Origin of the sequence: Streptococcus pseudopneumoniae, assembly GCF_038148955.1 — a bacterium.
Taxonomy (GTDB): domain Bacteria; phylum Bacillota; class Bacilli; order Lactobacillales; family Streptococcaceae; genus Streptococcus; species Streptococcus pseudopneumoniae_T.
In genome coordinates this window covers 47,721-69,365 of record NZ_JBBJZY010000012.1, presented here as the reverse complement: position 1 = coordinate 69,365, position 21,645 = coordinate 47,721, and the positions used below count along the sequence as shown (strand labels likewise).

General features: G+C 40.2%; 18 protein-coding genes and 2 pseudogenes. 6 read left to right on the top strand and 14 right to left on the bottom strand.

Going from position 1 to position 21,645, the window contains the following annotated elements:
- Nucleotides 1-106 precede the first annotated feature (106 nt).
- The 4 genes from WKI23_RS05835 to WKI23_RS05820 all read right to left on the bottom strand — a co-directional run bounded on the left by WKI23_RS05835 (nt 107) and on the right by WKI23_RS05820 (nt 5,126).
- On the bottom strand, nt 107-1,210 hold the full coding sequence (locus WKI23_RS05835; RefSeq protein WP_368079251.1) for an FAD-binding oxidoreductase: 1,104 nt from the start codon (nt 1,208-1,210) through the stop codon (nt 107-109).
- A gap of 16 nt (nt 1,211-1,226) precedes the next feature.
- Complete coding sequence (locus WKI23_RS05830; protein ID WP_368079250.1) at nt 1,227-2,024, bottom strand: Nif3-like dinuclear metal center hexameric protein; 798 nt, start codon at nt 2,022-2,024, stop codon at nt 1,227-1,229.
- The gene (locus tag WKI23_RS05825) at nt 2,011-2,688 is read right to left on the bottom strand and encodes a tRNA (adenine(22)-N(1))-methyltransferase TrmK (RefSeq protein ID WP_368079249.1); all 678 of its coding nucleotides are present in this window, start codon (nt 2,686-2,688) and stop codon (nt 2,011-2,013) included. Before WKI23_RS05825 ends, WKI23_RS05830 begins: the two co-directional genes overlap by 14 nt.
- A gap of 101 nt (nt 2,689-2,789) precedes the next feature.
- Nucleotides 2,790-5,126: a cation-translocating P-type ATPase gene (locus WKI23_RS05820; RefSeq protein WP_368079254.1), complete on the bottom strand. Its 2,337-nt coding sequence runs from the start codon at nt 5,124-5,126 to the stop codon at nt 2,790-2,792.
- A gap of 132 nt (nt 5,127-5,258) precedes the next feature.
- On the opposite strand from WKI23_RS05820, the gene WKI23_RS05815 reads away from it, so the two are divergent.
- Nucleotides 5,259-6,008, top strand: coding sequence for a 1-acyl-sn-glycerol-3-phosphate acyltransferase (locus tag WKI23_RS05815; protein WP_368079248.1), 750 nt, complete (start codon nt 5,259-5,261; stop codon nt 6,006-6,008).
- Between the two features lie 340 nt (nt 6,009-6,348).
- Here the strand turns inward: WKI23_RS05815 and WKI23_RS05810 are convergent, their stop codons facing one another.
- Nucleotides 6,349-6,969, bottom strand: a complete 621-nt coding sequence (locus tag WKI23_RS05810) for a CadD family cadmium resistance transporter (protein WP_261061112.1) — start codon at nt 6,967-6,969, stop codon at nt 6,349-6,351.
- A gap of 677 nt (nt 6,970-7,646) precedes the next feature.
- Nucleotides 7,647-7,916, bottom strand: coding sequence for a 30S ribosomal protein S15 (gene rpsO / locus WKI23_RS05805; RefSeq protein ID WP_001018251.1), 270 nt, complete (start codon nt 7,914-7,916; stop codon nt 7,647-7,649).
- Between the two features lie 205 nt (nt 7,917-8,121).
- On the opposite strand from rpsO, the pseudogene WKI23_RS05800 reads away from it, so the two are divergent.
- From WKI23_RS05800 to thrS, 3 genes and pseudogenes are all read left to right on the top strand, one after another.
- Nucleotides 8,122-8,495 (top strand): annotated as a pseudogene (locus WKI23_RS05800) (hypothetical protein).
- A 73-nt stretch (nt 8,496-8,568) separates the two neighbouring features.
- Nucleotides 8,569-8,777 (top strand): annotated as a pseudogene (locus WKI23_RS05795) (hypothetical protein).
- A 40-nt stretch (nt 8,778-8,817) separates the two neighbouring features.
- A complete protein-coding gene (gene thrS / locus WKI23_RS05790; protein WP_368079247.1) occupies nt 8,818-10,761 on the top strand; it encodes a threonine--tRNA ligase in 1,944 nt (647 codons plus the stop codon).
- 287 nt (nt 10,762-11,048) lie between these two features.
- On the opposite strand, the gene WKI23_RS05785 is transcribed toward thrS, so the two are convergent.
- From WKI23_RS05785 to WKI23_RS05765, 5 genes are all read right to left on the bottom strand, one after another.
- Nucleotides 11,049-11,828 (bottom strand): sulfite exporter TauE/SafE family protein, encoded by a 780-nt coding sequence (locus tag WKI23_RS05785; protein ID WP_368079246.1) that lies wholly within the window; start codon nt 11,826-11,828, stop codon nt 11,049-11,051.
- Nucleotides 11,829-11,848: 20 nt separating this feature from the next.
- The gene (locus WKI23_RS05780; RefSeq protein WP_368079245.1) at nt 11,849-13,309 is read right to left on the bottom strand and encodes a glycoside hydrolase family 1 protein; all 1,461 of its coding nucleotides are present in this window, start codon (nt 13,307-13,309) and stop codon (nt 11,849-11,851) included.
- A gap of 63 nt (nt 13,310-13,372) precedes the next feature.
- Nucleotides 13,373-15,211, bottom strand: a complete 1,839-nt coding sequence (locus WKI23_RS05775; RefSeq protein WP_368079244.1) for a beta-glucoside-specific PTS transporter subunit IIABC — start codon at nt 15,209-15,211, stop codon at nt 13,373-13,375.
- 140 nt (nt 15,212-15,351) lie between these two features.
- Entirely contained in the window at nt 15,352-16,239 is an 888-nt protein-coding gene (locus WKI23_RS05770; RefSeq protein ID WP_368079243.1) for a MurR/RpiR family transcriptional regulator, read from the bottom strand.
- Nucleotides 16,240-16,612: 373 nt separating this feature from the next.
- Nucleotides 16,613-17,392: an MBL fold metallo-hydrolase gene (locus WKI23_RS05765; protein WP_368079242.1), complete on the bottom strand. Its 780-nt coding sequence runs from the start codon at nt 17,390-17,392 to the stop codon at nt 16,613-16,615.
- 80 nt (nt 17,393-17,472) lie between these two features.
- Between WKI23_RS05765 and WKI23_RS05760 the strand changes: the two genes are divergently transcribed.
- On the top strand, nt 17,473-17,916 hold the full coding sequence (locus tag WKI23_RS05760) for an Lrp/AsnC family transcriptional regulator (RefSeq protein ID WP_368079241.1): 444 nt from the start codon (nt 17,473-17,475) through the stop codon (nt 17,914-17,916).
- A 58-nt stretch (nt 17,917-17,974) separates the two neighbouring features.
- Here WKI23_RS05760 and WKI23_RS05755 read toward each other — a convergent pair whose 3' ends face one another.
- Nucleotides 17,975-18,949, bottom strand: a complete 975-nt coding sequence (locus WKI23_RS05755) for a sensor histidine kinase (protein WP_368079240.1) — start codon at nt 18,947-18,949, stop codon at nt 17,975-17,977.
- Nucleotides 18,942-19,619: a response regulator transcription factor gene (locus tag WKI23_RS05750; protein WP_000548993.1), complete on the bottom strand. Its 678-nt coding sequence runs from the start codon at nt 19,617-19,619 to the stop codon at nt 18,942-18,944. Before WKI23_RS05750 ends, WKI23_RS05755 begins: the two co-directional genes overlap by 8 nt.
- Nucleotides 19,620-19,893: 274 nt before the next feature.
- Here WKI23_RS05750 and WKI23_RS05745 point away from each other — a divergent pair, with 274 nt between their 5' ends.
- Complete coding sequence (locus WKI23_RS05745; protein ID WP_368079239.1) at nt 19,894-20,967, top strand: DUF2974 domain-containing protein; 1,074 nt, start codon at nt 19,894-19,896, stop codon at nt 20,965-20,967.
- Nucleotides 20,968-21,175: 208 nt separating this feature from the next.
- Here WKI23_RS05745 and WKI23_RS05740 read toward each other — a convergent pair whose 3' ends face one another.
- Nucleotides 21,176-21,613: an Rrf2 family transcriptional regulator gene (locus WKI23_RS05740; RefSeq protein ID WP_023946202.1), complete on the bottom strand. Its 438-nt coding sequence runs from the start codon at nt 21,611-21,613 to the stop codon at nt 21,176-21,178.
- Nucleotides 21,614-21,645: the final 32 nt, after the last annotated feature.

Below are 21,645 nucleotides of genomic sequence, written 5' to 3'. Positions count from 1 at the left end.
AACAGTGTTTTGAGCTGACTTCGTCAGTTCTATCCACAACCTAAAGACAGTGTTTTGAGCAGCCCGCGGCTAGTTTCCTAGTTTGTTCTTTGATTTTCATTGAGTATTATTCGCTTTTTAGTCGTTTGACATAGTTTTCAATTGGGTAGTTTTCAGGGTCCAAGGTCAATTCCTTGCCTTGAACCAGTTGGGCTAGGTGGTAACCGATAATAGGGCCCGTTGTGAGGCCCGATGAACCTAGGCCACTGGCTGCATAGACACCTGCTAAACCTGGCACTTGCCCAAAGAAAGGAGAGAAATCACTGGTATAGGCACGAATTCCCACACGCTCAGCTCTGGAAGTCGCTTCTACCAAGGCTGGATAGTGAGGCAAGGCCGCCTCCTCCATTTGTTGGAGCAAGGTTTCATCTACCGTCAAATCAAATCCCATATCATTTTCATGGGTAGCGCCTAGAGATAATTTCCCACCTGCAAAAGGAATCAAATCCCACTCCCCTTCTGGCATAACAACAGGGTAAGCTGCCATGTCTTGGGCAAGCTGATAATCTAGGAGTTGGCCTTTTTGGGGACGAACATCCACTTCATATCCTAAGGGTTCTAATATGTGTCCCAGCCAAGCTCCCGTCGCCAAAATAACCTGATCAAACTCCTCTTCGCCAATCTGGTAGCCTGATGCTAAAGGTGTCAGAGTTACTTTTTCTTTGACCAGCTTGACCTGACTTGCTTCTAGCAAACGAGTCACCAAGAGTTGGCCATCTACTCTTGCTCCACCAGAAGCGTAGAGCAGGCGGTCAAATCCCTGCAAACCAGGGAATAATCCATTTGCAGATGCTTGGTCTAAAATGGCTAATTGCCCTATCAAGGGAGATTCTTCTCTACGCTGGAGGGCTAATTGATAGAGTTCTTCCAACTTGGACTCATTCTTCTTCAGGAGAAAAACTCCCGAACGCTGGTAAAAGTCGATTTCTTGCCCTGACTTCTCTAAATCAGCCAACAAATCTACATAAAAGTCAGCCCCCAATCGCGCCATCTTATACCAGGCTTTATTACGGCGTTTTGAAAACCAAGGGCTGATAATTCCTGCTGCGGTCTTGGTAGCCTGACCTTGTCCATGGTCAAAGACGGTCACCCCTAGGTCACTTTCTTTCGAGAGGTAGTAGGCAGCTGTTGCTCCCACAATTCCTGCTCCGATAATGGCAACTTTTTTCATTGTTTTCACTTTCTAACTAGATATGGTGGAAAGGATTGGTTGATGCTTGACTAGGTAAAATCTCTAGTTCCCAGCCTTTTTCCTCTTTCCATTGATTAAGAAGCTCTGCAATTTTTTCCACAAACAGCACTTCGATATAGTGACCTGGATCCAATGCCAACAAACCATCAGACAGCATATCCTGAGCAGTATGGTAGTAGATGTCACCAGTGATATAAACATCAGCTCCCTTAGCTAAAGCATCCTTATAGAAAGACTGCCCGCTTCCACCACAGATGGCCACTCTTGAAATAGGTTTCTGCAAATCAGTCTCTTGATAATGTACCAATCGAAGACTATCTAAACCAAAGACTTGCTTGACATGTTGGGCCAATTCCCCAAATGTCTGAGTCTGAATATTCCCAATACGACCAATTCCACGTTCAGGACCAGTTTCCTGCAGATAAGTCGTTTCCTCGATGCCTAGCATCTGACAGAACCAGTCATTGAGGCCATTTTCAACGATGTCAATATTGGTATGGCTGACATAAACTGCGATGTCATGCTTGATCAGGTCGATGTAAATCTGATTTTGTGGACGACTAGATACCAAGTCCTTGATGGGGCGGAAAATCGGCGCGTGCTTGACAATAATCAAGTCTACACCCTTTTCAATGGCTTCAGCCACCGTTTCTTCACGAATATCCAGAGCAACCATGACACTTTGGATATCCTTGTCCAAAGTGCCAATTTGCAGGCCACGACTGTCTCCTTCCATAGAAAATTCTTGAGGACAATAAGCTTCATATCGGTTAATGACTTCACTTGCTAACATGGAGCACCTCCTTGATGGCTTGAATCTTATCTACTAGAACTTGACGTTCTTCCAAATTTTTTTCAGGGATTTGTCCGAGGGCAAACTCTAGCTTAACAGCTTCTTTTTGCCATTTTTGGACAAAGACTGGACTGATCTCTTTGGACAAGAAAGGACCAAAGCGGACATCGCTGGCTGATAACTTCATTTGTCCTGCTTCCACCACCAAAATCTCGTAAAACTTGCCAGCTTCTTCTAAGATGCTTTCAGCTACAATCTGAAATCCGTTCTCTTGTAGCCAGATACGCAAGTCGTCTTCACGATTATTGGGCTGGAGGATCAATCGTTCTACATTAGCTAACTTGTCCAAGCCTTCTTCTAAAATCCTAGCAATCAAACGGCCACCCATCCCAGCAATGGTAATAACAGACACTTGGTCTGCCTCTTCAAAAGCTGCCAAGCCATTGGCTAAACGAACCTGGATTTTCTCCTTTAGGTCGTGAGCCTCAACATTTTTGACCGCAGATTGGTAGGGACCTTCCACCACCTCACCTGCAATGGCGCTTTTGATTTGGCCTCTTTCAACTAACTCGATAGGCAGATAAGCATGGTCACTCCCCACATCTAGCAAAATGGCTCCCCGTGGCACAAAGGAAGCCACTAATTCTAATCTCTTTGAAATCATTTTCTCTCACTTTCCAAAACTCTATTACCTCTTATTATACCACATTTCAGCTAGCACTCCTGTACCTAAAAAAACCGCAATCCACAGATTGCAGCCTTTCTTTATTTTCTGGCTTGATAGCGACTAGTCAGGATGAAAATCACGGTAAAGACCAACATCATGACACCATAAACAGGTAATGTTTGTCCTGTTAAGGTTGAAATTTCAAGCAGTTTTTGAATTCTTGGGAAGAGAGCTGTGGCTAGGAAGCCTCCTACTGACCAAACAATCAAGAGGACACGCCATAGGGTAAATGGCATGCAGGCTCTAAATACGGATAAGAAACCAATTGACCCCAAGAGATAATAGAGGAGAGTTGAGATTTCTAACTCAGACCAACCTTGGCTACTTCCAAATATTTTCACAAACAGGACGCTGAAGACGACCATGAGAGCGCTTGGTAGGGCACGAAGCATGGATCTTCTGAGGAAATTTGGCTCAACAGGTTTGATATTTCTCTCAAAAGTCAGAACGAATGGTGGGAAACCTTCCACGAACTGGTCAATCATGGTAATCTGGATCGGAATGAAGGGGAAAATCAAGATCCATTCAGACCGTCCCAGAAGAGCACTGGCAATACAGATGACTGCGAGCAAGAATGAGTAGATGGTCTTTATCAAGAAAATCGGTGCGATATGGGCAATGTTATTGACCACACGACGACCTTCAAAGAGAATCTCAGGAACATCATTAAAGTCAGAGTTCAAGAGAACCAGATTTGCAATCTGACGAGTCGCTGGATCCCCTTCCGCCATCACGATAGAACAATCCGCCTCACGAAGGGCCAAGATATCATTAACTCCATCCCCTGTCATAGCTGTTGTATGCCCTGCTTTTTTCAGAGTTTGGATGATGAGTTTCTTTTGATGAGGGGAAACCCGTCCGAAAATAGCAGTCTCCTCCGCCATAGCAACCAATTCCTCATCCGTAATTTTCGAGCAATCTACATAGCTGTGGTAGTCCGCAAAACCAGCCTTCTGGGCAATGCTGGATACCGTAACTGGATTGTCACCAGAGATAATTTTTAGTCCCACCTCCTGAGAACGGAGATAGTCCAGCGTCTCAGCTGCTCCTTCTCGAATGGGATCCAAAATTTCCAGCAAGGCTAGAGCCTTAATATCAGATGGTTTTTGTGGTTTGTGATGGTCTAATTTCTCCTGACTGAGAGCTAAGACCAAGACACGTGAACCTCTCTCCAAGGCCTCTCTGGCTTCAGGGACTTCATTTTCTAGCAACATCTCAGGGGCACCTAAGAAAACTGTCCCCAGACCTTCCAATTCCATGGCTCCCCACTTGCGGTCGCTTGAGAAGGGAAGATTGGAAATCATAGGATAGGCTACTTGGCCTTGGAATCGCTGGCGAATAGCTTGAGCTGTTGGATTCTTATCCTCACTATGGGCCATATAGCTGGCCAAGATGCTAGCAAGTGCTGACTCTCCATACTCTTCAGTCAAAGGAAGAACAGCCTCCACCTGCATCTTTCCTTGGGTGATGGTGCCCGTCTTGTCCAGACAGAGCATGTCCACGCGCGCCAAGGTCTCAACAGAGTACATTTCCTGAACCAAGACCTTTTTCAGACCCAGCTTAATCACCGCTGTCAAGAGTGACGTAATGGTCAAAAGGGCGATTCCCTTGGGCAACATCCCCAAAAGGGCTGTCGACGAATTTACAACAGATGACTTAAGAGGCAAGCCTTTTAAAAGCAAGGCTTCTAGCAAGAGAGCCAGACCAAAAGGAATGATAATCTTTCCAGTAAAACCAGCTAGCTTGTCCAGCGATTTCATGATACGAGAGTTGATGGGTTTAACGGTTTTGGCTTCCAGCATGAGTTTGGCAGCATAGTTGTCTGCACCGACATGGTGAGCTTGAGCTAAAACTGACCCACTGGCTAAGAAACTTCCGGACAAAAGCAAGGCATCAACTTCCTTTTGCACCAAATCACTTTCACCCGTCAACATGGCTTCATTGACTTCTGCAAAGCCTTCCAAAACCAAGGCATCACTGGGAATCTGCTCTCCAGCAGACAAACGAATGACATCTCCTAACACCAATTCTTCAGGATTCAGAGCCACTTCTTGGCCATCACGGATGGTTTTGACCTTTTCCTTGGTCATGAGATTGAGCTTGTCCACCATGTGTTTGGCTCGTAGCTCGGTCACAATTCCAGAAAAAGCGTTAAAGCAGATAACAGCAAAGAAGACCAGATTGCTCCAAGCCTGCACAAAGGCTAGTGCCAAAGCAATGGCAAAGTTCAAAGCGTTAAAAAGGGTAAAGACATTTCGTTTAACGATTTGCCAAGTGCTGGTACTGGCCGAAGCAGTAAAATCATTGACCAAGCCCTTAGCCTGTCTTTCCTTGACTTCTCTTTGGGTTAATCCCATAATCTTATTTTTATCCATAAATTCTATCATATCATTTTTTCTAAAAGAATTCTAATCTCATCCCAAATATGCACCTAGTCAAGGGAAAAGTTTGCCAGCCCTCCTTTGATAAGGTATAATAATAACAAGAAAAGAATCGAAGGAGATCGCATGTTTTATACTTATTTACGTGGATTAGTTGTATTACTCCTATGGTCCATCAATGGCAATGCCCACTATCATAATACTGATAAAATTCCGAATCAAGATGAAAATTATATTTTAGTTGCGCCTCACCGTACCTGGTGGGATCCTGTTTACATGGCCTTTGCGACCAAGCCAAAACAATTTATCTTTATGGCAAAAAAAGAACTCTTTACCAACCGTATCTTTGGATGGTGGATTCGTATGTGCGGAGCCTTTCCTATTGACCGTGAAAATCCTAGTGCTTCTGCCATCAAATATCCTATCAATGTTCTCAAAAAAAGTGATCGCTCTCTCATCATGTTTCCAAGTGGGAGCCGTCACTCAAACGATGTCAAGGGTGGTGTAGCCCTGATTGCCAAAATGGCCAAGGTCCGTATCATGCCGGTTACCTACACAGGTCCTATGACCTTGAAAGGCTTGGTTAGCCGCGAACGTGTCGATATGAACTTTGGAAATCCAATTGATATCTCAGATATCAAAAAAATGAATGATGAAGGCATTGAAACAGTCGCCAATCGTATCCAAACAGAATTCCAACGTCTGGACCAAGAAACCAAACAATGGCACAATAATAAAAAACCAAATCCACTCTGGTGGTTTATCCGCATCCCTGCTCTCATCCTTGCCATTATCCTCGCTATCCTAACCATCATCTTTAGCTTTATCGCAAGCTTCATCTGGAATCCAGATAAAAAGAGAGAGGCTCTTGGTTAAATAAATACAACAATCCCTTGGCAAAAGCCAAGGGATAAATCTTTTATTCAATTTTCCATTTTTGGGCCAACCAGCTAAGGTTTTCATTTATATAGTAGATTGAAACTAGAATAGTACACCTCTACTTCTAAAACATTTTTAGAAATCGATTTGACTGTCCTGATCGTTTTGTCCTGTTCTTATTTCATTTTACTATATTTATAAGAATCTCCTAATCAAATCAAAAGCCACTCTACAATAGAGTAACGTTAAGATTGTCCATTTATACTCAATGAAAAAGCCCTCTGAAGTCAGAGAGCTGATTTGAGCTCGGGCTAAAATCCTAGTGAAACAAAAAAATCTACACGGTCAGAAAAGTCTCTATCGTGCCATTTTCATACATGATGTATAGTCCAAGTAGAATGAATACTAAGGGCACAATGATTCGCTCGTATTTTTCAATTGTCTCGAATAGTAACGGAATAGAGGATAACACCCGACTAATCTCGCATAAGATAATTATGCCGATTACAAACACAAGCAAGGCCACGAGGGTCTGTGACCAATCTAACGAAGCAAAATAAGGTATATAGATACCTAAATTATCTCCGCCAGACGCAATTGTTAGCAATGTAACTGTCCAAAACAGTTGATTTGCCTTGCTTTGTTCTAATCTTTCAATAATTTCTTCCTCTTCTTCCTCTTCTTCCTCACCTTCTCCAATAATTGCAAAGCGAATCCCTAAATAGATAGGGATTAAACCAAGCAATCCAACCATCCATTCTTCAGGCACGAAATTAACGACATAAGCAGCAACTAAACTCGCCCCTACAAGTAAGCCTGTGCCTAGATATTGCCCCGCATAAATATGCCATTTTTGTTTATTCTGTGATAGCTGTGCAAATAAAATAAATAAAATAATTAAATAATCGATACTGGTGGAAATATAAACACCAATAGCAGATATGATTGTCTGTCCCATAAAAAACCTCCTGTATTGGTCAGTAATAAATCAGCAGATTTTAGGAGAGCACAGACACATTAATTTAGCTATCGCTAGTGGGTAATGTCGAACATAGGAAAGCATTTTACTCCTCCTCAAAACGTAGTTACAAAGTAATTTCTAACTGGAATTCGGTGACTACTTCCATGTAAAGTATAACATACTATACTTTACTTCGTAAAGTGTGGGCTCTCCGAAGGGGCTTGCAGACAGCTACTAGGCTTTTCAAGCCGAGTAGCTGCGCATCCTTATGGTGTCATTAGCTGATACCATTTGAGGTTTTTGTAGTCTCTAAAATTGTGACCGATAAAACCTCAATAAAAAAGCCCTCTGAAGTCCGAGAGCTGATTTGAGCCCGGGCTAAAATCCTAGTGAAAAAGATGAAACTCCTTGTGTTCATCGAACACTGTGTCATTTCCCTATTTTCATACGGATTTCTTACGCCCTTAGCATCATGATTCTTGCTGGATAAAACGTTTATAGACTAGACGGCGAGGAGAAGATTGTACAAAATTTTTAGTGAAACAAAAAAATCTCCCCGAAGGGAGATCATTCTGGTTTATTTTACCTTACAGTGCTAGGAACCGTAACCGAAGATAATACTTGAGTATATCGAGGTGCGGTGACAACGCAATGTAAGTGGAAAATAAAGCAGATTAACGACGAAGTCCTAGAGAGTTGATTAACTCACGGTAACGGTTAACGTCGTTTTTACGCAAGTATGCAAGCAAGTTACGACGGCGACCGATTTTTTTCATCAATCCACGGTAAGTAGCGTGGTCTTTTTTGTGTTGTTTGATGTGTTCGTTAAGGTGGTTGATTTCCCAAGTAAGGACAGCAACTTGAACCTCTACTGAACCTGTATCACCTTCGTGACGTGCATATTGTGCAATGATTTCATTTTTTTTCTCTTTTGAGATTGCCATGATGTTTCTCCTTTTTATTTGGCTTCATCCGAGTGACAGGTTGGCATGCCTGTAACCAAGAAGAAGTTATTTGTCATTACGACAATCCCTATTCTACCAATAACTAACTTCTTTGTCAACAGATTTACTTTCTTGTTTTAAATATGCTATAATACACATAGAAAGATAGCCAAGTTGTCTGTTATTTTAAAACGAGGTGATTATCATGCGTAGATTCTACTCCCATCTCCCCTACTATCTGGTCATATTTTTCTTTTATTGGCCACTTTATGAGTTGTTATCACTAATCATTTCTGACCCCCTTTTTCTCAAGAGTCTCTACGTAAATAATATTCTCTTCTTTACACCTCTGGTAATCTTGATTGTATCGCTACTTTATAGCTACCGTTTCCGTTTCTCACTTTGGTGGTTAATTGGTAACGGACTGCTCTTTTGCTTTACTATCATAACTTTTGGTGAGTTTATACTAATTTACTTGCTAATCTATGAAACCTTGGCTCTGGTGGGCATGGCTTCCGGTATTGGCATCAAGCATATTCTACAAAAATGAAAAACAAAAAACTTTCACAAAATCCTTGAAAAATCTCACAATCATGCTATAATAATCCATAGAGACAAGTCACTTAGTCCCTTTCTACTAGAGAGTGCGTGGTTGCTGGAAACGCATAGAGAGCCTAAACTGATACTACTCTTGAGTTTTTTATGAAAACATAAAACGGTGGCCACGTTAGAGCCAATCAGAGGTGTCCCTCTCTTTTGAGGTACATAAATGAAGGTGGAACCACGTTGCGACGTCCTTTCGAGGATGTCGCTTTTTGTTTTTCTAGCTTTCACAATTCTCTATCCCTGTTTTCAGAATAGGGTTAACACATTCGTCAATAATATAAGTAAGGAGAACATCATGATTAACATTACTTTCCCAGATGGCGCTGTTCATGAATTCGAATCTGGCGTTACAACTTTTGAAATTGCCCAATCTATCAGCAATTCCCTAGCTAAAAAAGCCTTGGCTGGTAAATTCAACGGCAAACTCATCGACACTACTCGTTCTATCACTGAAGATGGAAGCATCGAAATTGTGACACCTGATCACGAAGATGCCCTTCCAATCTTGCGTCACTCAGCTGCTCACTTGTTCGCCCAAGCAGCTCGTCGTCTGTTCCCAGACATTCACTTGGGAGTTGGTCCAGCCATCGAAGATGGTTTCTACTACGATACTGACAACACAGCTGGTCAAATCTCTAACGAAGACCTGCCTCGTATCGAAGAAGAAATGCAAAAAATCGTCAAAGAAAACTTCCCATCAATCCGTGAAGAAGTTACTAAAGACGAGGCACGTGAAATCTTCAAGAATGACCCTTACAAGTTGGAATTGATTGAAGAACACTCTGAAGACGAAGGTGGTTTGACTATCTACCGTCAGGGTGAATATGTAGACCTTTGCCGTGGCCCACACGTCCCTTCAACAGGTCGTATCCAAATCTTCCACCTTCTCCATGTAGCAGGTGCTTACTGGCGTGGAAATAGCGACAACGCTATGATGCAACGTATCTATGGTACAGCTTGGTTCGACAAGAAAGACTTGAAAAACTACCTTCAAATGCGTGAAGAAGCTAAGGAACGTGACCACCGTAAACTTGGTAAAGAGCTTGACCTCTTCATGATTTCTCAAGAGGTTGGTCAAGGACTTCCATTCTGGTTGCCAAATGGTGCGACTATTCGTCGTGAGTTGGAACGCTACATCGTTGACAAGGAGTTGGCTTCAGGCTACCAACACGTCTACACTCCACCACTTGCTTCTGTTGAGCTTTACAAGACTTCTGGTCACTGGGATCATTACCAAGAAGACATGTTCCCAACTATGGACATGGGTGACGGGGAAGAATTTGTCCTTCGTCCAATGAACTGTCCGCACCACATCCAAGTCTTCAAACACCATGTTCACTCTTACCGTGAGTTGCCAATCCGTATCGCTGAAATCGGTATGATGCACCGTTATGAAAAATCTGGTGCCCTCACTGGTCTTCAACGTGTACGTGAAATGTCACTCAACGACGGTCACCTCTTCGTTACTCCAGAACAAATCCAAGAAGAATTCCAACGTGCCCTTCAGTTGATTATCGATGTTTATGAAGACTTCAACTTAACTGAATACCGCTTCCGCCTATCTCTTCGTGATCCTCAAGATACTCACAAGTACTTTGATAACGATGAAATGTGGGAAAATGCACAAACTATGCTTCGTGCAGCTCTTGATGAAATGGGTGTGGACTACTTTGAAGCCGAAGGTGAAGCAGCCTTCTACGGACCAAAATTGGATATCCAGGTTAAAACTGCCCTTGGAAAAGAGGAAACTCTTTCTACTATCCAACTTGACTTCTTGCTTCCAGAACGCTTCGACCTTAAATACATCGGAGCTGATGGCGAAGAGCACCGTCCAGTTATGATCCACCGCGGAGTTATCTCAACTATGGAACGCTTCACAGCTATCTTGATTGAGAACTACAAGGGTGCCTTCCCAACATGGCTAGCACCTCACCAAGTAACCCTCATCCCAGTATCTAACGAGAAACACGTGGACTACGCTTGGGAAGTAGCTAAGAAACTCCGTGACCGCGGTGTCCGTGCAGATGTAGATGAGCGCAATGAAAAAATGCAGTTCAAGATCCGTGCTTCACAAACCAGCAAGATTCCTTACCAATTGATCGTTGGGGATAAGGAAATGGAAGACGGAACTGTTAACGTTCGTCGCTACGGCCAAAAAGAAACACAAACTGTCTCAGTTGATGACTTTGTTCAAGCTATCCTTGCTGATATCGCCAACAAATCACGCGTTGAGAAATAAGAGATAAAATCCTAGCTAGCTAAAAAGCAACAACTGAAACAGCTGTTGCTTTTTTAATTTTAAAGACTTTTTTTCCAAACTCTTTCTTATTCTCTTTTAATAAGATAAATTTTGTGAAAACTCATAATCTACACATTCAGAAATTTAGAAAAATGTATATACCACAATACCAATAGTAGTTCTCATTTCCTTTATCATTCTCGAAAACCAATGGATCAGACATGAGAGAGATCAAATTGACTAAAAAAACAAACTAATCTCATGTGGATTTCAGTAATAAATATTATCTAAAAATTATTAACTATATTAAAGACACAAACAATCAATAATCCAATCATTAGAAAAGCATATATACGATTGACTTGTTTATCTGTGTTCTTATGATTAATAATCGTTCCAATCTGACCACCCAAAATTGCCGCACCTACAATCAAAGGGAGTAAAATCCATCTAAAATTTTCCTGTGGAGGAAATGCTACAAGTTTTATGATTTTAGGAATTTGAGCAAAGAAAATCATGGCTATGGAATAAGGAGCAGATTCCTTTGCAGAGAAAGACATCATTCCAACAAGAACAATTATATTTAAAGGTCCCCCACCAATTCCCAAGAAAACTGAAAGAGCTCCAACGATGCCCCCAACAAACAAAATGGTTGGTAAATGTCTAATTTGAAATTTAGGGACTCTTTCATTAAGTTGAGTAAAGAATAATACTGATAATAGGACAAAAAAGAGTAAAATGGACTGAATAAAAACTACTGAATTATTCGGAATAGATTGAATCAATGACTTAAAAATAATTTCTCCAACAATACCTCCAATAATTGATCCAATTGATAATCCATAGAGAATTTTCTTATTGAATGTTACTCCATTTTTTGCATGTTTATGGATAGAAGACAAGCACATTGCAAAAACGGCAATGGTTGAATATATCCCAATAACTGTTGCATTATCTATACCAATTAAGTCAAAGAGAGGTTTAATGATTGCACCTCCCCCTGCACCTGAAGTAGCACCTATAGCTGTCGCAAAAAAGACAATAAGTGAATAAAGAATAATTTCCATATTAGTCCTCTAAATTCAAACTATGTAATATTTTCAGCATTTGTTGCTATCACATTTTTGTACCAATCAAAGGATAGTTTCTTATAGCGTTTGAAACTACCATTTCCTTTATCATCAACGTCAACATAGATAAAGCCATACCGTTTCTTCATTTCACCTGTTGACCATGCGATAAGATCTATGCATCCCCATGGAGTATAGCCCATAAGATCTACTCCATCTAGGTCAACTGCATCTTTCATAGCCTTAATATGAGCGCGGAGATAATCAATCCGATAATCATCATCAACTTGACCATTAGATAATAAATTATCGTTGGCACCTAATCCATTTTCCACAATAAATAAGGGAACATGATAACGATCATACATTTCACAAAGGGCGATACGTAAGCCTAAAGGATCTACAGTCCAGCCCCACTCAGAAACCTCCAAATTTGGATTCTTGTAGCTGAGAATATTATTTCCAGGTGTCTTAGGCACACTAGAATCTATTGTTGACATGGTGGACATATAATAGCTGAAACCAATAAAATCAACTGTACCATTAGACAAGAGCTCTAAATCACCTTCTTCCATCTCAATGCTAACACTCTTACGTTCAAACTCTTTCAGTTTGTAAGCTGGATAATATCCTTTTACCTGTACATCTAAATAAAATTCCACTTGACGTTTATAGTTAATATTTTCAATTACATCTTCTGGTCTAGCCGTCATAGCATAACTAGGAGCATACATAACCATATTGCCGATTTGAGCATTCGGAATAATCTCATGACAGAGCTGAACAGCCTTAGCTGAGGCTAGAAAAATATGGTGAAGTGCCTGAAATTTTGTCTGATCATCATTCTTGTGAATGCCAATTTGTAACCAAGAACGTAATACATTAATCTCGTTAAAAGTAATCCAATACTTCACCTTGTTTTTATAGCGTTTAAAAACTGTCTCACAATAGTGACTAAAAAAGTCAATAACTTTCCGACTAGACCAGCCATCATATTGGTTTGCTAAATAAAGTGGTGTATCAAAATGACATAAGGTGACAACTGGCTCAATCCCATACTTTATACACTCATCAAACACAGAATCATAGAAAGATAACCCTGCCTCACTAGGTTCAAGCTCATTACCCTTAGGGAAAATACGTGTCCAAGAGATAGACATTCGATAAGCCTTAAATCCCATTTCTGAAAAAAGTTTAATGTCATCTTTATAATGGTCATAGAATTGTATACCAGAATGTGAGGGATAGAATTCATTAGGGATGATATGCCCTACTGCCCCTTCAGGAATAGCTGACAATCGCTCAGCGTATTTAATTTCACCTTCCAATGTTTTATAAGTAATTTGACGTGGGGTATTTTTGTCTCCAACTGTTAAAGTATCCATCGTGGTTAAACCACGACCAGCACGATTAAACGCACCCTCAATTTGATTGGCAGCAGTTGCTCCTCCCCACAGAAAATCTTTTTTAAATCCCATTAATTACTCCTCTATCTTGATAACTTTTTAAGTAAAGGAGGGGTCCCCTCCTAAAATTTTATACTACAGTAAGTCTCCAGCATAAACATCACCGGAAGTCTTGAGAACAATATTTTTATCTTTGGCATCTGTTATGATGGTCATGATACTGGTATCATAGCCTTTAGATTTTAAAAGTCCTAAATCTACAGTTGCAATTTTTTGACCGGCTTTAACAATTTGGCCCTGTTGTACTAAAGATTTAAATCCTACGCCAGATAAATCTACTGTATTAATGCCGATATGGACAAGAACTTCAACACCATCCGAACGTACAATGCCATAAGCATGGCCTGTTGGGAAAACCGTAGATAAAATTCCATTAACAGGTGAGACAATATCACCAGAGCTTGGTACGACTGCTACGCCATCACCCATCGCTTTGCTTGCAAAAACCTCATCATTTACTTCCTCAAGAGGAACTAAAACACCATTAGCAACAGCAACAATAGTCTCATCTGAAACTGTTGTTGTAGGTATTGAAGTTGATTTTTTTTCCTTTGGTAAACCAAGCATAAATGATACTACGAAAGAAACCATAAAGGCAATTCCACAACCTATTGCAGCATGAAAAATAACATTTGGAAATTCTGCACTAAAATAACTTGGAAGTGATAATAATCCTGGAGGTACTTGTGCAAATCGACCAACTCCCATAATTCCTAAATAGAGTCCCGCAATACCACCACCAATCATCGCTGCATAAAGAGGACGTTTGTACTTGAGGTTAACTCCGTAAAGAACCGGCTCTGTAATCCCTAATATTGCTGAGAATCCTGTTGAAAAAGTTAATCCTTTTAGTCCTTTATCATTGGTTTTAAATGCAACGGCCAGGGCTGCTCCACCTTGTGCAATATTTGAAACCATCATCCCTGGACCAGCTACTGTATCAATTCCTTTAGTTGCTAACATATTGATTCCTATTGGAATGATTCCGTAATGCATCCCTGTCATAACTAATACTGGTGTAGTTGCTCCTATCAACATCGGAACAAACCATGGAACGATATTGTTTAAAAACGATACAATAGAATTTAAACCATCACCCATCCACGTTCCAAGCGGACCAATGAAAAAGAATGTTGTAGGCAAAACTATTAGAAGTGTTACCATAGGCGCGAGGAAAATTCGTAATACAGCAGGTGTATACTTGACCACTATTGGTTCAACATACGATAAAAACCAAACTGCCAAAATGATTGGAATGACTGATGAGCTATAGTTCGCTAAGGTAACTGGTACCCCTAAGAAATTCAATCCAGTTCCTACTTCTCGTGCTGAGGATATCATTGCCACAAATGTAGGACTGATTAAACAAGCACCTACTACCATAGCTAGATATTGGTTTGTTTTAAATTTTTTTGCTGCGGAGGCTCCCAAGATAACTGGTAAGAAGTAAAAAATTGAGTCTCCAAAAATACTTAAAAACTTGAATGTAGAATCTTCAGGTGTCAACCACCCAAACATTAAACTCAAAGAATTAATAACCTTTATCATCCCTGCTCCAGCCATGGCAGGAACAATTGGGACAAACATTCCAGCAACAGTATCTAGAATTCTTGTAATATTGCCTTTTTCATTTTCATCCATATATACTTCATCACTCGAACTAAAATTAGCCTGTTCATTTATTGCTTTATAGACAGAGGCCACCTCAGGACCAATCACAATTTGATACTGCCCTCCACTTTCAACAACATTGATAACTCCATCTGTGTTATTTAAGTAAGCAGTATCTGCCTTGTTGTCATCCTTAAGGTTAAAACGTAATCGTGTTGCACAATGAATTAATGCATTTACATTATCCTCGCCGCCAACTTTTTCTATAATTGTTTTTGCCAACGCTGTATAATCTTTAGCCATGACTCCAACTCCTTTGCATTTGATGTTTAAATTTTAGCCTCATTTACAGAATAATACAACACAAATTAAACCGCTTTCATCGCTGTTGCAAAAATTACTGTAATTTATTAAAAAAATCCGCAACACTGTTGCGGAATAAATTACTCTATTCTCCCCTTTAATAGAGGATTACTTGATTTCCGTTTCTTTTCAAAAGATCTAGAAAAGTTTAATTTTCTCTCATAATGTTTATCAAAATTCCTTTGAAAATATGAAGCATATAAACTATCCAGAATAAAAGAAATTGAGATTAGAGAACTGAAATTACCTAAATTTTCTATTAAACTTTCCCTAGTTGAAATACGAATAACCAAATCAAAAAGTTGTGAAAGACTGTTATCACCAAAAGATGTTAAAACAATGGTCGGTAATTTTCTTTGTTTTAAGACCTCTGCAACTTTTAAGATAGACTCTGTCTCACCAGAGTAGGAAATTAGAACGAAGCAAGTTTCATTCGAAGCCTGCAAAGCTGTGAAAAAAAGGTTGTCTAATCGACGTTCAATCGTAACCTGTTTTCCAATCTTAATCATTCGATTTTTGAATGTTTCCGCCATTTCATAGGCATCACCTACGACACCGAACTGAATATTATTTGATTTTTCTAGTATTCGAGTTGCTTTCTGTAATATATCATGATTTAGAAGAGAAAGACTATCATGAACTGTTTCTTGATAGAGACCTGCAATTCTGGAAGCAATGGTTAGGTTTTGATTACGTTTATTAAATGGTTTGTTGGGATCAATATTTTGGAAATTTGTATTCAAATATATAACTTCTGTTAAATAAGCTTCCTTAAAAGCATTATACCCTTCGAAACCTAACCATTGACAAAATCGAGTGATTGTAGATGGAGCAACAAAAAGTTCCTTAGCAATTGAACGGGAACTTAAGGACTTCAGTTTATATCCAGCTTCTAAGAAATAATTAGCAACATCAACTTCGATTTCAGTCATTTCAGACTGTTCCAGTAAACGATCCCTAATTAGCATATTCATTCTCCTTATCAATACTTATACTAAGTATAACATAGATTTCAAAAATTAATATGAAGTAGAGTAATTATTTCAAACAACCTACACTAACTAATTCGTTTTTGAAATATACATAAAATAAATAGAGCAGCTTTATGGATAGATGATAGGAGCGCTTCTATCCCCTCAAGTACCTTGTCAATAAACACAAAGCCCCAAACACTCAGCTTACAAACCTACAGCCTCAAAAAATATTCTTACTCTAAGTCGACTAGAAAATCAAGTCAACAGTAAAGTAAATTAGTTCTAAGAAAATCAAAATGAACTTAAACAATCTCTCCAGAAATAATATTTTAAATGATTTTTTTGATTGTTCCTAATTTTGGAACCGTTAAAAATCAATACTTTCACCATCTTCTGGAATAACCAATTGGTTGGCAAAGCCTTTTTCTGTTGCAAAACGAGCTAACTCTGAACGTGAAAGTGTCCAGTGGTTGACGGCTTCCATATGAACGGCTACTAACTGGACATCTGTCAGTTGGCTCAGTTCATGGACATCATTGGCATCCATGACAACTTTGCCAACACCTTGTATGGCATTGCCACCAGCATTCATAACAATAATATCTGGTTGATGAGCGGCAACTGCGTCTTTCACAAAAGGTTCCAACATACTATCACCTGTAAAGTAAATGGTCTTCTCGTCTGCATGACGAAGAACAGCACCGCATACTTTACCGATTATTGTTTGAACTTCTTCTGGAAATTGATTCAAATTTTCAACATGCTCGCCATATACTCGATTAATTGTAATGTTGTCAAAATGGGTATTGTCACCCATAACATAGACTTTGGTAAAACCAGATTCACGGATGACAGCCGCATCTACCTCATTTTGTACAAAAATTGGCAAATTCTTATCCAACATTTTCGCCGCGATCTCATCCCAGTGATCATAGTGCAAATGTGTCACAATTACAGCATCAAGTCCTGATGTCAGCTCATCAGGCGACACAGGCAGATCCACCAATGGATTCATTGCCATATTGCCAGTGACAGCACCTTCAAAAGGTGGATAAGTCCCTTTTTCAGCTAACATCGGGTCGATGAGAATGGTTTTACCAGCATAATTCAAGCGGGCAGTTGATTGACGATAATGTGTAAATTTCATGGATAACTCCTTTATTTTTGATTATCCATATTTTACATTTTTCTTAAAATAGGGTACAGTAGATAAAAAAAGAATTTTGCATGAAAAACTTTATTTTTGAAAGGAATAGTATGGATAGCATTGATTTACAGATTTTAGAGTTACTAACTCAAAATAGTCGCATGAAGCTAAAGAACATGGCAGAGCAGATTCACATGACAGCGCCGGCCATAACAAGCCGGATTCAAAAACTAGAAAACCTAGGCATTATCACAGGTTACACCACCCAAGTCGATAGGGGCAAGCTTGGTTTGCCTATTCACGTTTTTATAACTGTAACTTTAAAAGTGCAAACACATACACCCTATCTTGACTATGTAGTAAGTTTCTCACCACAAATCGCCCAGCACCACCGTATTGCTGGAAGTGGTTGTTATTTCATTGAAGCTCATTTTGCAAGCAATCAAAACTTAGCTACTTTCTTAGATGGTATTGAAAATTTTGCCAGTTATCAAGTAGCTAGCTCTGTAAACCAAATAATTTGAAGTTAGATTTAATAGTTAAAGTAACCCAGCCTTGAAGCTGGGTTACTTTCCTCTCTTCTCACTCAAGGACTAAGTTCACTTGAGCAAATTTAATTCTTACTGTCGTTCCTTTTCCAACCTCAGACTCGATACGAATCTGGTGACCTAGTTCTTCAGAAATTTTCTTAGATAGATAGAGGCCAAGGCCAGAGGACTGCTGGGTTAGGCGACCATTATATCCTGAAAATCCACGTTCAAAGACTCGGAGGACATCACTGTTTTTTATCCCGATTCCCGTATCCTTGATACAGAGCTCTTGACCGTCCATATAAATCTCCAGACCACCTTCCTTGGTGTACTTGAGACTGTTTGAGATAATTTGCTCAATAACCACTAGCAGCCACTTTTTATCCGTCACGATTTCTTTATCAAGGTCATGTAGATTGACATTTAAGCCTTTTTGAATAAAGAAAAGAGCATATTTACGAAGTATTCCCTTAACCAAGTCCTCAATTTGAACCTGCTTTAAGACCAAATCATCATGGAAACTTTCTAAACGCAGGTACTGCAAGACTAGATTAGTATAGGAGTCAATTTTGAAAATTTCCTGTTCTAGCTGCTGCTTCAGTTGGCGATCTGCTACTTCTGCAACTAAGAGTTGACTAGCTGAAATGGGCGTCTTAATCTGGTGGACCCATAAGGTATAGTAATCCAGCAAATCCGTCAGTTTTCTTTCTGCATCTGACCTCTGCTGATAGAGTTCCATCTCCCGCGCTTCTAATTTTTCAGCCAAGGCTCTTTCCAAAGGAGACTGAGCTTCCCTCTCACCGTAGAGAAGTTCCTGACGATATACCTGCATTTCTACCAATATATCCCAAGCGAAAAATAAAATAGTTACAAAGCAACACAGCAGGAAAAAGTAGAGAAAGTAAATTCCCAAACTGGCAAATAAAAACTGAAAGAGCAAAACCAGAAACGTCAAAGAAAGCAGATAGACAAACAGACGACTACGGGAACGCAGATAGGCTAGAAAAAACTGTTTCCAATCAAGCATGCTTTAATCCGTACCCTATCCCTTTCTTGGTCTCGATAAATCCTACCAAGCCCTGCTCTTCCAATTTTTTACGCAAACGCGCCACATTGACAGAGAGGGTATTATCATCAATGAAAAAGTCACTGTTCCAAAGCTCCCGCATCAGGTCATCACGCGCTACAATATTACCCGCATGCTCAAATAAAACCCGTAAAATCTGAAATTCATTCTTGGTCAAATTCAAGACTTGCCCTTGATAATGTACATCCATGGATTTGGTATTGAGGATAACACCAGCATATTCCAGTAAACTCTCGTCACGCCCGAACTCATAGGAACGGCGCAACAAGCCCTGAACCTTGGCTAAAAGAACCTGCTGGTCAAAAGGCTTGGTCACAAAGTCATCCGCCCCCATATTAATTGCCATGACAATATCCATAGCCTGGTCTCTCGAAGACAGAAACATGATAGGCACCTTGGAAATCTTGCGAATTTCCTGACACCAGTGATAACCATTAAACAAGGGCAAACCAATATCCATGAGGACCAGATGAGGTTCCGACTGAACAAAAAGGCTCAAAACTTCCATAAAGTCTTCTACCAGAACCACTTCAAATCCCCATTCAGAGAGCATTTTCCCGACCTGTTGACGAATGACCTGATCATCTTCTACTAATAAAATCTTGTGCATGCGCTCCTCCTTTTCTATTATTATAACAGATTTTTCTATGCTCGAAGGTCTGAAACTGAATTTGAAATAGCTTGTTTTTATACTCAATGAAAATCAAAAAGCAAACTAGGAAGCTAGCCGCAGGTTGCTCAAAGCACTGCTTTGAGGTTGTAGATGAAGCGACGCTGACGTGGTTTGAAGAGATTTTCGAAGAGTATTAGCCAACAAAGTGAGCCAATCCTACTAGCTAATTTGAGAGAAATTTGATAATATAAATAAATAGAAAGGAGCTCTTATGACCAATATTTTTGACTATCTGAAAGATGTCACACACGATTCTTATTACGACCTTTCTTTGAATGAGTTAGACATTCTAGCCTTAACAGAAATCACCTACCTCTCCTTTGATAATCTGGTCTCCACAGCTCCTCAGCGACTTTTAGAACTGGCTCCTCAGGTTCCAAGAGAATCTAACATGTTGACCAGTAAAAATCGCCTCCAGCTATTAGATGAACTAGCTCAACACAAGCGCTTCAAAAATTGCAAACTCTCCCATTTTATCAACGACATTGACCCTGAGCTGCAAAAGCAATTTGCGGCTATGACCTACCGCCTCACTCTCGATACCTATCTGATTGTCTTTCGTGGGACTGATGACAGCATCATTGGCTGGAAGGAAGATTTCCACCTAACTTATATGAAGGAAATTCCTGCTCAAAAGCACGCTCTCCGCTATTTAAAGAACTTTTTTGCCCAACATCCTAAGCAGAAGGTCATTCTGGCTGGGCATTCCAAGGGAGGAAATTTAGCCATCTATGCGGCTAGTCAAATTGAGAAAAACTTGCAAAATCAAATCACAGCAGTTTATACCTTTGATGCGCCTGGTCTCCATAAAAAACTGACACAAACCGAGGGCTATCAAAGGATAATGGATAAAACCAAGGTCTTTATTCCACAAGGTTCCATCATCGGTATGATGTTGGAAATTCCGGTCCACCAAATCATCGTGCACAGTACTGCCTTAGGTGGTATCGCCCAGCACGATACCTTTAGTTGGCAGATTGAGGACAAGCATTTCATCCAACTGGATAAGACCAACAGTGATAGCCAACAAGTCGACACAACCTTTAAAGAATGGGTAGCCACAGTCCCTGATGAAGAACTCCAGCTCTATTTTGACCTCTTCTTTGGCACCATTCTTGATTCTGGTATTACTTCTATCAATGACTTGGCTTCCTTAAAGGCGATTGAACACATTCATCATCTCCTTGTCCAAGCGCAATCCCTCACTCCAGAAGAAAGGGAAACTATGGGACGTCTTACCCAGTTATTGATTGATACCCGTTACCAAGCATGGAAGAATAGATAAAAAGCTTATGAAAAGGTAATACTCTTCGAAAATCTCTTCAAACCACGTCAGCGTCGCCTTACCGTATATATGTGACTGACTTTGTCAGTCTTATCTACAACCTCAAAGCGGTGCTTTGAGCAACCTGCGGCTAGCTTCCTAGTTTGCTTTTTGATTTTCATTGAGTATAAAAACCTTCTCATAAGCTTTTCTTGTTTTAAAGAAAAAATTACTCCTTCATCTGACTCTCTGCATCGGCCACGACTTGCTCTAGACTGGTCTGACCAAGTTCAGCCTCCATAGCTCGCTGGATTCTCTCCAATTTTTGATCTAAAACCTCATGAATATGAGCTCCGACTGGGCAATTTGGATTTGGATTGTCATGGAAACTGAAGAGTTGACCTGTCTTACCAAGACATTCGACCGCCTGATAAACATCTAAAAGACTAATGTCTTTGAGATCCTTGACAATCTCTGTTCCCCCTGTTCCACGCGCTACTGAAATCAGTTCTGCCTTCTTCAATTGGGACAAGGTTTTTCTGATAATGACAGGGTTAACCCCAACACTAGCAGCCAGAAAATCACTAGTCACCTTGCTTTCCTTCCCCTTGAGAGCGATAATAATCAGCATATGAGTCGCAATGGTAAATCTACTTGGAATTTGCATACTCTTCTCCTTTTTACGAGGCTACCCTGCCT

Excerpts from the sequence above, each read along its gene's own strand:
- WKI23_RS05780 (WP_368079245.1), bottom strand. The coding sequence starts at position 13,309 with ATGGGATTTAAAAAAGATTTTCTGTGGGGAGGAGCAACTGCTGCCAAT.
- WKI23_RS05830 (WP_368079250.1), bottom strand. The coding sequence starts at position 2,024 with ATGTTAGCAAGTGAAGTCATTAACCGATATGAAGCTTATTGTCCTCAA.
- rpsO (WP_001018251.1), bottom strand. The coding sequence starts at position 7,916 with ATGGCAATCTCAAAAGAGAAAAAAAATGAAATCATTGCACAATATGCA.
- WKI23_RS05770 (WP_368079243.1), bottom strand. The coding sequence starts at position 16,239 with ATGCTAATTAGGGATCGTTTACTGGAACAGTCTGAAATGACTGAAATC.
- WKI23_RS05765 (WP_368079242.1), bottom strand. The coding sequence starts at position 17,392 with ATGAAATTTACACATTATCGTCAATCAACTGCCCGCTTGAATTATGCT.
- WKI23_RS05750 (WP_000548993.1), bottom strand. The coding sequence starts at position 19,619 with ATGCACAAGATTTTATTAGTAGAAGATGATCAGGTCATTCGTCAACAG.
- WKI23_RS05825 (WP_368079249.1), bottom strand. The coding sequence starts at position 2,688 with ATGATTTCAAAGAGATTAGAATTAGTGGCTTCCTTTGTGCCACGGGGA.
- WKI23_RS05775 (WP_368079244.1), bottom strand. The coding sequence starts at position 15,211 with ATGGCTAAAGATTATACAGCGTTGGCAAAAACAATTATAGAAAAAGTT.
- WKI23_RS05740 (WP_023946202.1), bottom strand. The coding sequence starts at position 21,613 with ATGCAAATTCCAAGTAGATTTACCATTGCGACTCATATGCTGATTATT.
- WKI23_RS05760 (WP_368079241.1), top strand. The coding sequence starts at position 17,473 with ATGAAAAACTTTATTTTTGAAAGGAATAGTATGGATAGCATTGATTTA.
- WKI23_RS05810 (WP_261061112.1), bottom strand. The coding sequence starts at position 6,969 with ATGGGACAGACAATCATATCTGCTATTGGTGTTTATATTTCCACCAGT.
- WKI23_RS05755 (WP_368079240.1), bottom strand. The coding sequence starts at position 18,949 with ATGCTTGATTGGAAACAGTTTTTTCTAGCCTATCTGCGTTCCCGTAGT.
- thrS (WP_368079247.1), top strand. The coding sequence starts at position 8,818 with ATGATTAACATTACTTTCCCAGATGGCGCTGTTCATGAATTCGAATCT.
- WKI23_RS05835 (WP_368079251.1), bottom strand. The coding sequence starts at position 1,210 with ATGAAAAAAGTTGCCATTATCGGAGCAGGAATTGTGGGAGCAACAGCT.
- WKI23_RS05745 (WP_368079239.1), top strand. The coding sequence starts at position 19,894 with ATGACCAATATTTTTGACTATCTGAAAGATGTCACACACGATTCTTAT.
- WKI23_RS05815 (WP_368079248.1), top strand. The coding sequence starts at position 5,259 with ATGTTTTATACTTATTTACGTGGATTAGTTGTATTACTCCTATGGTCC.
- WKI23_RS05785 (WP_368079246.1), bottom strand. The coding sequence starts at position 11,828 with ATGGAAATTATTCTTTATTCACTTATTGTCTTTTTTGCGACAGCTATA.
- WKI23_RS05820 (WP_368079254.1), bottom strand. The coding sequence starts at position 5,126 with ATGGATAAAAATAAGATTATGGGATTAACCCAAAGAGAAGTCAAGGAA.